Source organism: Candidatus Phytoplasma gossypii, assembly GCF_030586975.1.
Taxonomy (GTDB): domain Bacteria; phylum Bacillota_I; class Bacilli_A; order Acholeplasmatales; family Acholeplasmataceae; genus Phytoplasma; species Phytoplasma citri.
In genome coordinates this window covers 19,287-34,001 of sequence record NZ_JAOSIT010000003.1, presented here as the reverse complement: position 1 = coordinate 34,001, position 14,715 = coordinate 19,287, and the positions used below count along the sequence as shown (strand labels likewise).

General features: G+C 23.7%; 13 protein-coding genes, 2 tRNA genes and 1 rRNA gene. 15 read left to right on the top strand and 1 reads right to left on the bottom strand.

The window, feature by feature from the left end; all coding sequences use genetic code 11:
- Positions 1–249 (bottom strand): 16S ribosomal RNA (locus OC698_RS00475); the annotation flags it as partial.
- Positions 250–840: 591 nt separating this feature from the next.
- Between OC698_RS00475 and OC698_RS00470 the strand changes: the two genes are divergently transcribed.
- The 15 genes from OC698_RS00470 (at position 841) to OC698_RS00400 (ending at position 14,533) form a co-directional block, all read left to right on the top strand.
- A tRNA-Glu gene (locus OC698_RS00470) sits at positions 841–916 on the top strand.
- A 2,186-nt stretch (positions 917–3,102) separates the two neighbouring features.
- Positions 3,103–3,177, top strand: a tRNA-Gly gene (locus OC698_RS00465).
- 425 nt (positions 3,178–3,602) lie between these two features.
- Positions 3,603–4,082 carry a 50S ribosomal protein L13 gene (gene rplM / locus OC698_RS00460; protein WP_304512794.1) on the top strand — a complete coding sequence of 160 codons (480 nt, stop codon included), beginning with the start codon at positions 3,603–3,605 and terminating at the stop codon, positions 4,080–4,082.
- A gap of 7 nt (positions 4,083–4,089) precedes the next feature.
- A complete protein-coding gene (gene rpsI / locus OC698_RS00455; protein ID WP_304512793.1) occupies positions 4,090–4,482 on the top strand; it encodes a 30S ribosomal protein S9 in 393 nt (130 codons plus the stop codon).
- 47 nt (positions 4,483–4,529) lie between these two features.
- On the top strand, positions 4,530–5,873 hold the full coding sequence (gene gltX, locus OC698_RS00450; RefSeq protein ID WP_304512796.1) for a glutamate--tRNA ligase: 1,344 nt from the start codon (positions 4,530–4,532) through the stop codon (positions 5,871–5,873).
- Between the two features lie 203 nt (positions 5,874–6,076).
- Positions 6,077–7,399: a cysteine--tRNA ligase gene (gene cysS / locus OC698_RS00445; RefSeq protein WP_304512792.1), complete on the top strand. Its 1,323-nt coding sequence runs from the start codon at positions 6,077–6,079 to the stop codon at positions 7,397–7,399.
- Between the two features lie 42 nt (positions 7,400–7,441).
- A complete protein-coding gene (locus tag OC698_RS00440; protein ID WP_304512791.1) occupies positions 7,442–9,862 on the top strand; it encodes an HAD-IC family P-type ATPase in 2,421 nt (806 codons plus the stop codon).
- A gap of 36 nt (positions 9,863–9,898) precedes the next feature.
- Complete coding sequence (gene rlmB, locus OC698_RS00435; protein ID WP_304512790.1) at positions 9,899–10,621, top strand: 23S rRNA (guanosine(2251)-2'-O)-methyltransferase RlmB; 723 nt, start codon at positions 9,899–9,901, stop codon at positions 10,619–10,621.
- Positions 10,622–10,771: 150 nt separating this feature from the next.
- The gene (gene rpmG / locus OC698_RS00430) at positions 10,772–10,915 is read left to right on the top strand and encodes a 50S ribosomal protein L33 (protein ID WP_304512789.1); all 144 of its coding nucleotides are present in this window, start codon (positions 10,772–10,774) and stop codon (positions 10,913–10,915) included.
- A 33-nt stretch (positions 10,916–10,948) separates the two neighbouring features.
- A complete protein-coding gene (locus OC698_RS00425; protein ID WP_304512788.1) occupies positions 10,949–11,326 on the top strand; it encodes a hypothetical protein in 378 nt (125 codons plus the stop codon).
- An 85-nt stretch (positions 11,327–11,411) separates the two neighbouring features.
- Complete coding sequence (nusG, locus tag OC698_RS00420; RefSeq protein WP_304512787.1) at positions 11,412–12,023, top strand: transcription termination/antitermination protein NusG; 612 nt, start codon at positions 11,412–11,414, stop codon at positions 12,021–12,023.
- 229 nt (positions 12,024–12,252) lie between these two features.
- A complete protein-coding gene (gene rplK, locus OC698_RS00415) occupies positions 12,253–12,678 on the top strand; it encodes a 50S ribosomal protein L11 (protein ID WP_193621921.1) in 426 nt (141 codons plus the stop codon).
- A 67-nt stretch (positions 12,679–12,745) separates the two neighbouring features.
- A complete protein-coding gene (gene rplA, locus OC698_RS00410) occupies positions 12,746–13,435 on the top strand; it encodes a 50S ribosomal protein L1 (protein ID WP_304512786.1) in 690 nt (229 codons plus the stop codon).
- Between the two features lie 114 nt (positions 13,436–13,549).
- Positions 13,550–14,071, top strand: coding sequence for a 50S ribosomal protein L10 (gene rplJ, locus OC698_RS00405; RefSeq protein WP_304512785.1), 522 nt, complete (start codon positions 13,550–13,552; stop codon positions 14,069–14,071).
- Positions 14,072–14,146: 75 nt separating this feature from the next.
- Positions 14,147–14,533: a ribosomal protein bL12 gene (locus tag OC698_RS00400; RefSeq protein WP_304512784.1), complete on the top strand. Its 387-nt coding sequence runs from the start codon at positions 14,147–14,149 to the stop codon at positions 14,531–14,533.
- Positions 14,534–14,715: the final 182 nt, after the last annotated feature.

Here is a 14,715-nt window from a genome sequence, read left to right as displayed (position 1 = left end):
TTTCAATAGCCGGACAACGTTGAGCGTTGCCATTACACCACTGACTTACTAGACCGCCTACGCACCCTTTACGCCCAATAATTCCGGATAACACTTGCCCCTTATGTCTTACCGCGGCTGCTGGCACCTTTTTTGATTTGGTTGTATTCGTTTAATAAATTAGTGCATTGATCGAGCAATTCCTTGTTTTGTTGTTGTTGTATTATCGGATTATTGCTCATTTTTGTTAAATATTGTAATATATCATCGCTTTCTTCTGTTTGTATACTAGCTTGGAATGAAAAATTTGAATTTAAAGTTATGTAATTAATAGTAAATAATGATGTTATTACAAACATTAAAACAATTAATGTTTTATTAATGTTAAAATTTTTTTTTATATTATTTATAACTTTAAGCATATTTATAAAATTTATCCTTTCATTTGTAAGATTAAAAAGCTAAAAACTTATTATAAATGTTGATTATTTTAATCTTATACAAGATTAATTCTAACATAAAAATTTTTTGAAAATAATATTTTATAAAAATTTTATTATTGATAAGAGATATATATTTTTTCTCTTTAAAGTCTTTGAAGGTTAGAATTATCTAATTTTAAAAGCAATTAAGTTGGATAAAATGATTATTTTAATATTGACTTTAATAGATAATGTTGTTAAAATAAAAAGCGGTTTAATTAGTTCAAAATGTTTAATTTTAATTATATTTTGTAAATATTTTTATTTTTAAATTTGATTGAATTTGAAAATTTTCTTTAATATTTAATTTTTTATTTTAGTGTTTATTTTTATTTATTGAAAATTTGTTAAGCTATATTATAATAAATTTATTAAATTAGGCCCGTTGGAGAAATGGTCAACTCACATGCCTTTCACGCATGCATTCACGGGTTCGAATCCCGTACGGGTCACCATTAAATTTTATTTTATTTTAAAATTTGCACCCATAGCTCAACCGGATAGAGCATCTGACTACGGAGGGCGCAAAAGATGCGCATAATTCTGCTATTTAACGAATAGCCTTGTACGATAATTACAAGAGGTCACGTAAACACCATAAGGTGGGCTTGGTTAATTATTTCGAAAGAATTATTAACAATAGCAAAAGCACGCAAGCGGGATGAGATGAAATATCTAGTCAATAAGTTTTCGCGAGACCAGAAGTTAAGGAAAAGGTGAAAATCCCTAATCAGTTAAAAAGTATGGTCATTTCAGAGACATCTTCGGTAAGATATTGATAAAAATAACCAAGATTTTGAAGGTAAAGGATATAGATTCGTAGTATCTTTTAATTATCTATAAAGTTAGTTAAACTAACTCTTCAAACAACTATCTATTATGTGTTTATTAAAAAACAAAAAACACATAAACACCTCAATTTTAAAAATAAATTGGTAAACTGAACCTAAAATTTCGCGTAGAATTATGTAGTAACTTTGATCTCCCTAAAGAGAGATTTTAAAAAAAATCTTAAAACAGCTAGTTGCTGATCCAAGGGAAAAGCGGAACTTAGAGTAGTCATAGAAATAATACTAAAATTGGAATATTTTAGGATAACCCTATCAAGGAGAAGGATAATAACCTTTACAAGGCGAAAAAGTTTCAATATCTTTTAGTTTTTTGTATTTGAGACAGTTTAATAATTGACAGTAAATAATTTTAATTAATTTGTATCAATTTTCATTTTTAAATATTTTGTAAAAAATTAAATCTTAAAAAAATTTATATATAAAATAATAAAAAAATTATTTAGGTTTATTATTTATTTAATTTAAATTTATTGTTAAATTTTTTTAGGAAAATCCGGATTAGATGGAGATTTTATGATTCTTTAATATTTTTTCTTTTATAACAACATAATTTAATTCAAATCCATCGATAATATGTTTAAAATCGATATAAACCTAAACCGGTTCAACAAAAAATTAAAAAAAATATACTGTTTATTTTAAATATAAATTAGGAAAATAATTTATTTATTTTTCAAATAACAAAGAAATAATAGATGTTAGGAGCCGGATGTTTGGAAACTTACTTGTCCGGTTCTGTGGGAGGCTAATTTCGAATACAAAAGTGAATTTGATAATTTACTTTTTAAACCGATTTAATCTATCCCGATTCAGAAGGTTGGGGGTTCAAATCCTCTTGGGTGTGCCATTATTTTTTATTTTTGTCGGGAAGTAGCTTAGCTTGGTTAGAGCGCCTGGTTTGGGAGGGCGAGAAAGATGCCTAAAATATTTAGTGGTTTAACCACCCATCGTCATTATGATAATGTGACGCAACATATATCTGGTTGATTATATCGAAAGATTAATTGATTATAGCAAGATATAAAAGCGCATTGAGTAAAAAATACTTTTACAAAAAGTTTGCGCAAGTTGAATGATGACTATGGACAAACTCTTATTAGAGTCTAAGAGAATTAAGAAATCTATTTGACTATTCGAGCAAAATTATTATAATGATTAGTAATTTTGAAGTTTTATTTTAATTTGGTCCCAAGATTAAAATAATTATCACCTTTTTGTGTTAAACTAAAAAGGACTAATTTGTAAGATTCGCCTATTATTTGTTTATTTTTGTATAAAAAATATTTGGTTTTAGGTTATCTCGCCTAAGGTCATTGGGTAAATATTTTAGAGTAACTTCTATCTCCCTAAACTGCATGATATTTTTTCGAGAAAAATTTTAAATTTTTATTGAAGAAGCGGCAAGGGAAAAGCAAAACCATAGTAGTCATGGTGTATTCAAGATAAGTTTTGGAATATTCTTATTGCATGAACCCATTTAAGAGATTAGGAAAGCTAATCACAAGGCGAAAGGGAAAAGATAATTTTTATATACTTTAATGACATCTAACTTTAATAAAATTTAAATTTTAAATAAATTTAATTTAAACTTTATAGGTTAGGAAAATTTAAATAAAATTATTTAAACGCCGTATACTTGGAAACTTGTTTGTACGGTGTTGTGTGGGGCTTATTGTAATAATGAAACTTTCATGAAACGCAATAATTCTATCACGATCCAGGAGGTCGCGGGTTCGAATCCTGTCTTCCCGACCATTTTATTATTAATAATTTGATTTATTTCCGTTTATGCGAATGTCGTATAATGGTTATTACTCTAGCCTTCCAAGCTAGATATGTGGGTTCGATTCCCATCATTCGCTCCAGTTTTAAGTTAAAATTTATACAATAATAATTTGTATTTTTTTATATTAAAAAAATATTTTGGGAATTTAGTTTTTAATTTGTTTTTAATTTATTATTGTATAAGTTTTATTTTTTATATTTTTGGAAAGATATTCGAAAGATACTTGACATTCTTATTTGATTTTAATATAATTTGATTATATTTGTTTTATGAGGATTTATCTTGCAATTTTAGAATTTTCTATTGATATTTTTTATATATTGGATTAAATTTTTTAGCTATTATAATTTTTAATTTGCATGAAATTTATTTTTTGCAATGAATGAGAATGTTTTTTTATTTTTCATATCTTTATTTTTAGCTTATAGATGGATTTTAATTATATAAAATTATTTGAATAAAATATTTTTCTTAATTTTGTCTTGAATGGAGATTTTTTAATTTATGATTAATAATACTACTTCAGTGTTTTTTAATAAAAATTTAAATGATTTGAATCGTACTATTAGCATTAGCGAAAATTCTTTTAGAAAAAAATGGTATATTATCGATGCTAATCAGAAAATTTTAGGAAGAATAGCGACTAAAATTTCTGCTATTTTAATGGGGAAAAATAAGACTTTTTATACTCCTCATATTGATAATGGTGATTATGTAATAGTTATTAATGCTAAAAAAGTTATTTTAACAGGGGGGAAAATTCATCAAAAAAAATATTCTAGACATTCAGGATACCCAGGCGGTTTAACTCAAGTAAAATTTACGGAAATGATGCAAAAATTTCCTAATAGAATAATTGAAAAAGCAGTTTTTGGTATGTTGCCTAAAAATAAATTAGGTCGAAAAATAAAAAAGAAGTTGTTTGTTTATGCCGATAATATTCATAAACATAATGCTCAAAATCCAGAAATTTTAGAGGTTTAATAATTTTATGACAATAATACAATTCAATGGCACTGGTAGACGTAAAACTTCTGTTGCACGAACTATTTTAAGAACTGGATCGGGCAATATTGTAATTAATAACAGAGATTTCGAAAAATATATATCATCTCCTATTAATCGTTCAGAAATTTTAAAACCTTTAAAATTAACTAATGAATTAAATTATTACAATATTAAAGTTATCGTTTACGGAGGAGGATCTACTTCTCAAGCAGAAGCTATTCGTTTGGGAATTTCTAGAGCTTTACTAAAAGCTAAACCCTCTTTAAGAAGTGTTTTAAAAAAAGCAGGATTTTTAACTAGGGACGCGCGTATTGTAGAACGAAAAAAACCTGGTTATAGAAAATCACGAGCTCGTCCTCAATTTTCTAAACGTTAATTTTTTGATTAATTAGTTATTTTTGTTTTGATAAAAAGGGGATGATTATGGAATCTGTTAGAGTTCGTTATGCGCCGAGTCCAACTGGTAATGGATTACATATCGGTAATGCTAGAACAGCATTTTTCAATTATTTATTTGCTCATGTCTTTAAAGGTTCTTTTGTTATTCGTATAGAGGATACGGATGTTTTTCGTAACGTAATTGGTAGTGAAGAAAAACAATTATTACAACTTAAATGGTTAGGTTTTGATTGGTCTGAAGGTCCTGATGTCGGAGGATCTTATGGACCTTATCGACAATCGGAAAGACTATCTATTTATGATAAATATACAAGAATATTGTTAGAAAAAAAATTAGCATATAAGGTTTATTCTCATAGTAATAAAAATGATTACGTAGTGCGTTTTAGAGTGCCTAAAGATCAACAATATTCTTTTGTAGATTTGATTCGTGGTCCTATTAGTTTTGCTAGCAAAGATATTGAAGATTGGATTATATTAAAAGAAAATGGTTATCCTACTTATAATTATGCTGTTGTTATAGATGATTATTTAATGAAAATTTCTCATATTTTACGAGGAGAAGAACATATTACTAATACTCCGAAACAAATAATGATTTATAAGGCGTTTAATTGGAAAATTCCTAATTTTGCTCATATGTCTTTAATTTTAGATCAAAATAAAAAAAAAATGAGTAAACGTAATTGTGATGATGTGATTCAATTTATTGAACAATATAGGAATTTAGGTTATTTACCTGAAGCAATTTTGAATTTTTTGTTTTTTTTAGGATTTGCTCCAAACACGAATCAAACTATTTTAAATAAAGAAAATATCATTAATTTATTTGATATAAAACGTTTTAGCAAAGATCCCGCTGTTTTTGATATTTCAAAATTAAATTTTATTAATAGAGAATATTTAAAAAAATTATCTTTAGAAGAATTAGTTGCTAAGGCTAAAATTTTTTTTAAACAATTTCAAATTGATTTAGAACATGATCGGATAAGTAAATTAGTTTTTTTGTTGCATGATAGAATATATTATATTCAGGAAATTATTGATTTGTATAGGTTTTTTTTCGTTACTGAACATTTGGTTACCTATGAATTAAAATTTTTTTTAACCGAACATAAAGGTTATGAATTGATACCTATTTTGTCGGAAATGTTTCATAAATTAGATATTTTTAAATCTTTTGAATTAAAACAAATAATTTTAAATTTAAAACAGGATTTTGATATGGATTTAAAAATTTTATTTAAAACAGTTAGAATATTATGTACTTGTCAATCGCAAGGACCTAATTTGTTTGATTATTTGGAGCTTTTAGGTAAAAACCAAGTATTAAAAAATTTAGAGAAATTTAAATTAATTTTTGATTAGTTATTTTATTAAAACAACGTTATTTTTTTTATTGTTATAAATAATTAAATCGTTTGTAGGTTTAAAAGTATTAAAAAATTTAGAGAAATTTAAATTAATTTTTGATTAGTTATTTTATTAAAACAACGTTATTTTTTTTTATTGTTATAAATAATTAAATCGTTTGTAGGTTTAAAAAAATAAAGATATAAAAAGGTTTTTTGATGTTACAATTTTATAATTCTTTAACTGGTAGAAAAGAGGAATTTTATTCTTTAAATAATTCACAAGTTAACATTTATGTTTGCGGTCCTACTGTATATGATCATCTTCATATAGGTAACATTAGATCTTTAATTTTTTTTAATTTATTAAAAAAATATTTAATATCTATAGGTTTTAAAGTTTTTTTAGTTGTTAATATTACTGATTTAGATGATAAAATTATTCAAGTTGCTAACAAAAATAAAAGTACCGAGAAACAAATAGCTGATTATTACAAAAAACAATTTTTTTATTTATTAGATAAATTAGAAATTCATGGAATTGATCAATTTCCTTTGGTTACTAATTATATAGATCAAATGATTTCATATATTAGTTTACTTTTGGAAAAAAAGTATGCTTATTTGACTAATGAAGGTGTTTATTTTTGTAATAATAATATTATGAATTATGGTTGTTTAAGTGGCCAAAAGATTAATAAATTGTATACAAATATTAATAAGAAAAATGTTTTTGTGAAACAAAATTCCGAAGATTTTGTTTTATGGAAAAAAACTAATATCGGTATTCGTTATTTTAGTCCTTGGTTTTTAGGTCGTCCAGGATGGCATACTGAATGTGTAGTCATGATTAGAGAAATTTTCCGAAACACCATTGATGTTCATGGTGGAGGTCATGATTTAAAATTTCCTCATCATGAAAATGAACAAGCTCAATTTATGGCTAGTGATGGTAAACCCTTAGCTCGTTATTTCATGCATATAGGACATGTTAATTATCATAATCATAAAATGAGTAAATCTTTGAATAACGTTGTTCTAGTAAAAGATTTATTGGCTGAAATTAAAGATTCTAATATTATTAAATTTTTGTTTTGTCATTTTCATTATTTAAAACCTATTAATTATACTCAAGAATTGATTAATGAAATTAAAGTCAAGTATTTTAAAATGTTAAAAATTTTAAACAAAGTGAATTTTACACTAATAATAAATAATTTTTATAATTACGAAATAAATAAAATTTATTTAAAACAATTTCATAAATTTATGAAGAATGATATGGATACTCCTAATATTGTTACTTTAATTGAAAAAATGTTAAAAAATATTTTTAAAAATATAAGTAATTTGCAGGTATTATCTGAATTATATTATACTTTAATTTATATTTTAAATAATTTAGATATTTCTATTATTTTCAATAATGTTACAGAACAGATGATTGAATATTATTATTTATGGCAGCGAGCTAAAAAAATAAAAGACTTCGATCAAGCAGATTTTTTTAGAAATATTTTATTGCAACAGAATTTTATTTGATAATAAATTTTAAGTAATTATTATTTCGGAGCAGGTGAAAATATGAATAACGATATTAATAAAACAAGTTTGGAAAATTCTGCAATTAATGATTTCTTAAATCAAGATTTAAGTCATTTTGGACTTACTACTTACGAAGTAACTCGAAGATTTAAAAATCAAAAAAAATATAAATCAATCAATAATGATAAAAATATTTTGAGCATCATTTGTAATAATTTGTTTACATGTCTAAATTTGTTATTACTTGTGATTGTTATTATTATTTGGAAAATGCGACGTTATGATCAATTCTTTTTTTTAATAGTTAATTCTTTAAATATTATCATTAGTATTGTTCAAGAAATTAAAATAAAAAAAACTTTGGATAAAATTAATTTAATTTTACCGAATAATATTAAAGTTATTCGGGATGGTTGTGTTATAGAAATTTCGAATTCTAATTTGGTTTTAGGTGATTGTTTAATATTGGGATTAGGCAATCAAATTGTAGCAGATGTTTGTGTCAAACATGGAATTTTAGAAGTAAATGAATCATTTTTAACAGGGGAATCGAAATCAGTTTTAAAAAAAACAGGTGATATTGTATATTCTGGTAGTTATGTTATTTCAGGTTTAGCTTATGCTGATGTTATTTCTTTGGGCGAAGATACTTATGTTTCTAATTTGATTAAACAAGCTAAAAAATATCAAAAAATAAAAACCCCCTTAATGAAAACATTTTCAATGTTAGTGAAATTAATTTTTTTTGCCACAATATCTACTACTATAATTTTATTTTGTTCATATAAATTTAATTTTTATCATTTGAATGATGAACATTTATTAGGAATATGCGGTTTTATGTTAGGTATGACTCCTTCTGGATTATCCTTGTTAATGAGCATGATTTCTATTTTAGGTTTTATCAAGTTATTTAAACGTAAAGCTTATATGAAAGATTTGTTAGGCATTGAAATGTTGTCTCAAATAAATATATTGTGTTTAGATAAAACTGGTACTATTACTGATGGTAATATGAATGTTAAAAAAATTTTAAAATATTCTACTGATGATAATATTAATGTATATTCTTTAATGGCTAATTTTGTTCAACATTTTTCTATCGATAATAATCCTACTCAAAAAGCCTTATATAATTATTTTAATGAGTATTTGAATTCTCAAAACATTTATAAAGTAAAAAATCTACAAGCTTTTTCTAGTATAAGAAAATATAGTGCTATTGAATTTGAAGAATTAGGTACATTTTTATTAGGTGCGCCGGAATTTTTATTAAAACAAACAAATGAGATTCTTGAAAAAGATTTAAAAAAATATACTAATTTAGGTTATAGAGTATTGTTATTAGTTCATACCAATGATCTTTTATTTAATATCGATAATAATACTGATTATCAAGTTATATCTTTGATTTTGTTAGAAGATATTATTAAAAAAGATGCTTACGAAACTATTAAGTATTTTCAAAATTTAGGTATTAAAATAAAAATTATTTCTGGTGATAATGCTTTTACTACAGGTTATATAGCTCAACGAATTGGTTTGATCAATTCGGTTAAGGAAAAATCTCTTAATTTAACTAATATAGAATCTGAAAAATTATGTGATTTATCTAATAAATATGATGTTTTTGGCAGGGCTACTCCGGAACAAAAAAAAACATTAATTTCTTGTTTTAAAAATAATAATCAAAAAGTTGCTATGATTGGAGATGGAGTTAATGATATTTTAGCTTTTAAAGAATCTGATTTATCTATCTCTATGGCTTCAGGAAGTAAAGCTGCTCAAAATGTTGCAAATTTAATTTTAATAAATTCTAAATTTGATTCTTTACCATCTGTTTTTTTAGAAGGTCGTAGATTAATTAATAATTTAGAAAAAAATTCTGTTGTTTTTTTAACTAAAACTATTTTTACTTTTTTATTAGCTTGGATTACAATAATTAATAATTTTTTTAGCAAGAATTTAATTTTTTTCCCTTTTACTCCATTACAATTAAATTTTATTGATATTTGTTTTATCGGTATACCTTCTTTTTTCTTATCTTTAGAATCTAATTATAAACCTTTAAATAATTTCTTTATTAGTGATGTTTTAAAAAAATCAGGAATTTATGGTTTATTAATTAGTTTTAATTATATTTTGATATTAACTTTATATACAGGAAAAATTAATAGTTTTCAATCTCATTATCAAATCTCTTATTTATTAACTTTAATAACTGCTTTTATTTTCGCTAGTATTTTATTTATGAATTGCTTTCCTTTTGATAAATTTAAAATAATTTTATTTTTCAGTATTATGTTTATTTTTTCTTTGTTATTGATTATTTTTGTTTGGAAGATACCTTTTATTTCTGAAATTGCGACTGCTATTTGGGATTTTATTTTGATTAAATATTTTGATTTTATTATATTATTAATGATTAATTTGTTAATTTTATTCCGAATTAAGAAATAAGATTGAGTTTAGAAATTTCGAAAGAATTATATAGATATGGTAATTATTTATGGTAAAAACATAATTAAAGAAGCTCTTAAAGCTAAAAGAAAAATTTATTTTTTATATATTAATCCTCTTATGAAAGATAAAGTTTTTTTAAATTTTATATTACGTCATTATCCGAATTATTGTTATTTAGATAAACATCAACTAAATAATAAAGTTCAAAATAATAATCATCAAGGGGTAGTAGCAGAAGTTCAAGATTATTTATATAGAAAAGATTTATTGCAATATTTAAAGGACAAATCAGATAGAATAGTTAAATTTTTAATTTTGGATGCTATTCAAGATCCTCATAATTTTGGAGCAATTATACGTACTGTAGAAGCAAGTGATTTTGATGGAATTATTGTAAGCAACAAACATCAGGTTCCTTTAAATAGTACAGTAGCTAAAACTTCAAGTGGTGCTTTAGAATATGTTAATATTTTTTTAGTTTGCAATTTATATCAAACCATTTTAACTATGCAAAAATTTAATTTTATAATTATTGGGACCGAAATCGGAATAGATAATAATTTAAATACTATTCCTTTAAATCAATCTTTAGTTATTATATTAGGTAACGAAGGCATAGGAATACGTTCTTTGTTAAAAAAAAAATGTAATTATTTAGTTAGTATTCCGACGCAAGGTATGGTTAATTCTTTAAATGTTAGTGTTTCGGCAGCTATTATTATTTTTTATTTATATATAAAAAATAAAAAATATTAATTTAATTTATTTATTAATTTATTTAATCATGTTATAATATTGAGAAAAGCTTATCTTGATTTAAAAGATTTATACTATAATATATTTTATTTATCTTTAGTAAGTTATTAAAATTTATAAGGTTATCGAAATTGTGAAAATATAAGAATAATGGTTAAAAGTAATATTTTAATATGTCAAAATTGTTTAAATCGTAATTATCGCGTTAAGATACATAATCGTAATCAAAAATTAGTTTTAAAAAAATATTGTTGTTGTTGCAAAAAACATATTATTCACGAAGAAACTAGATGAATAAAATTATCTGTAAATATAAAGGAGATAACTGTGGTATATAAAAAAATCGAAGAAAAACCAACAATTCCTTTAATGCAAGTTTTGCGGGAAGAATACAGTGTAATTAATATTTTTTGTGTTATTTTATCTATGATTTTTTTGGGAGTTTGTTGCAATTGTTTTCATCAATTTCCTGATCATTGGAGTATTTGTTTATTATTGCTATCTAGTGTTTTTTTTTTAATTAGTATTTTTCCTTTTGTACGGAATATTTTTTTTGATCTTCGTTTGGTAAGTTTTCCGACAAAAATCCAAATTATTAAGCAAATTATTCAGGTTTTTGTATTTACTGTTGTTTTAATTTTGATTTTAAATTTATTTCAATATTTTTATGATGTTTATATGATATCTTTACTTAAAAAAATTTGAATTAAAATTAATTTTATGATGAATTTAATTCATTAAATGATGAAATTTTAAAAATTATTAATGAAAATATATTTAGGTGTTTAGAATGCAATCAAAAATTAAAAATAATAAAATAATTGATAATGATGTAACTGATGAGGATAATAGTCTTTTGAAATCTCAATGGTATATTTTGCAAACTCAATCAGGTTATGAAAAAGTTGTTCAACAAGACTTATTAAAGATAGCTAATAGCGGTATTGGGATATCAAATTTGATTCATGAAGTTATTTGTCCTACTGAAAAACATATTAAAATTAAAGTTGATGGCACTAAAAAAGAAATAGAGAAAAAAATTTATATTGGTTATATTTTTATTAAAATGATTATGACAAACCAATCTTGGTTTATAGTTCGTAATATTCCTAAAGTAACTGGATTTTTAGGCACTATTAAAAAAGAAAAAGGTTCTAAACCTATACCTTTGACTGAAAGCGAAATTAATCCTATATTATTAAAAATGGGGATTATGTCTAAACCAAATTATGATCATTTAATTAATAAGCGAGTTCAAATTATAAACGGTTCTTTTGTTGGTCAAGTAGGTAGAGTTTCTTTAGTAGATTATGAAAAAGATAAAATGATGGTCGAAATCGAGTTATTTGGTAGAGCAACACCTATAGAAATTTCTTTTTCTTCTTTTAAAGAAATAAATTAAATATAAAAATAATGTTTTAAATTAGTTAAGAAATTTAATTAGTATGATTAAATATGTTATAATACTATGAATATTTTGGATATTTTAATTGTTAAAATATTTAATTAATTGGATTTTCGTTTTGAAAATAATATTTTGTTATTTGTTATTAATAAAATAGTTTTTTAAATTATTGAGAAAATGTTAAACATTTTTAGAAATAAAAAAGGTTGGTATTAAATAAGTTATAATGGCGAAAAAAATTGTTAAAAATATTAAATTACAAATTTTAGCTGGCAAAGCTAATCCTGCTCCTCCTATAGGACCTGTTTTAGGACAAGCTCAAGTGAATATTCCTTCATTTTGTTCTCAGTTTAATGAAGCTACTAAAGATAAATTAGGTTTTACTTTACCAGTAGAAATTACAGTTTTTGATGATAAAAGTTTTAAATTTATTGTGAAAACTCCGATTACAAGTGATTTATTAAAAAAAGCTGCTAATATTTCGAAAGGTTCGTCTGATTCAATCAAAAATAAAGTAGCTACTATTAAGTATGATCAAATCATAGAAATAGCAAAATTAAAAATGCCAGATTTAAATGCTTATTCCATTGAACAAGCTTCTAAAATTATAGAAGGAACCGCTATTAATATGGGGATTATTGTAGAAAAATAATAATTTATTATTTTTTATCGATAAAAAAAGAAAGGCATATTTTTATAGTATAAAAGGATTAAAATTTATGACAAGAAATAAAAGATATTTATCAATTAGTAAAAAAATAGACTTTAATCAAATTTATAAAATGCATGATGCTGTTGAATTATTGTATAATATCAAAACTGCAAAATTTGATGAAACTGCTGAATGCGTTTTTGTTTTAAATGTTGAACATAAAAAGTTAGAACAACATATACGTGGTTCTGTTGTTTTACCTTATGGTTTGGGTAAAAAATTTTGTATTGTTGTGATCGCTCAAGGAGAACAAGCTCAGAAAGCTAAAGAATTAGGTGCAGATTTTGTTGGTGATCAAGAATTAATTCAAAAAATCTCTAATGGTTGGACAGATTTTGATGTTTTGATATCTGTTTCTAGTTTTATGCCTTCCTTGACAAAGTTAGGAAAACTTTTAGGGCCTAAAGGGTTAATGCCTAATCCTAAGTTAGGCACTATGACAGAGGATGTAGAACCGATTCTAAAGGATATCCGAAAAGGTAGAATGGAATATAAAACAGATAAATTTGGTAATCTTCATTCGGTGCTAGGTAAATTGTCGTTTAATAGAGAACAATTAACAGGCAATTTGGTTTTTTTATATAATCATTTAATTTCTATAAAACCTAAAACAGTAAAAGGTGAATTTATTAAAAATATAACTATCTCTTCTACTATGTCTCCGGGTATTAAAGTTGATCTTTTATCGATTAGATAAAATTTAAAATAATTATTTAAATTATTTTTTTAATTTTCTTTTGTTATAAAAGATTTTTTGTAATTATATTATAATCGATAAATTTATATTGTTTAAAAAAGGAAACAACAATTTATGTTAAAATCTACTATTAAAGAGAAAAGTAATTATGTTGATTATTTATCTCAAAATATTGATAATTCTAATTTAGTTGTTTTATTAGAATTTAAAGGATTAAAAGTGATTGATTTAACTAATTTACGCTGTCAATTACGAAAATTAGTTTCATGTAAGTTTCAAGTAGTACCTAATAATATCATTAAAAGAGCTTTAACTAAGTCAAAATATGGTGAATTAACCGAATTTAAGAATCCCAAGGCTTTATTTTGGACTTTATCTAATTCTTCGGATATTTTTTCTTCTTTAAATGCTTTATACAAATTTTCTAAAATGAATGAATTTTTAAAAATTAATTTTGGGATTGTAGAAAATGAAATTTGTTCTCCGGAACAAATGGTTAAATTGGCGCAAATACCATCTAAAGCAGCATTGTTATCTATGTTGTTATTTAGCGTTTTAGTGCCTGTTAAAAATATAATTAGTGTTTTAAAATTATTAATAGAGAAAAAACAACAAATAGGAATTAATAATGATTAAAATTTTTTAATATTATATAGACATTTTTAAGTATTTGTTAAAATAAACAAAAGAATTATAAATAGGAGATTAACAATGGCAGAAAATAATAAAATAGAGCAAATTATTCAATTTTTAGGTGATATGAAAGTTAAAGAATTACAAGAATTAGTAACTAAAATTCAAGATTCTTTTGGTATTGAAATGGAAAATGTTGCTAATGCAAGTAGCGCTACTGAAGATGTTAATAAAGAAAAAAATGAGCAAACAGAATTTAAAATTATTATGACTTCTGTGGGTCAATCTCGCACTGCGGTTATTCAATATTTAGTTAAAAATTTTGGTTTTAGCATTGGTGAATTAATATCGGCATGTCAAGCTGAAAATGCTAATTTATTAATTAAAGAAAATGTAAATAAAGAACAAGCTGAAGAAATCAAAAAACAAATAGAAAATTTAGGAGCTCAAGTGAAAATTGAATAAAAAAATATTTTATAAATTGGTTGCAAAAAATATAGTTTTAGGCGACAACAAAAATAAAATTTTTTTGATAAACTAAATATTTATTAAACCTGAGAACTAAAATAGGTATCTTAGGTTTTTTATTATCTTTATTGTTATCGAGTTTGTTTTTGATGTGTCGCTTATTAAGAATTTATATTTTT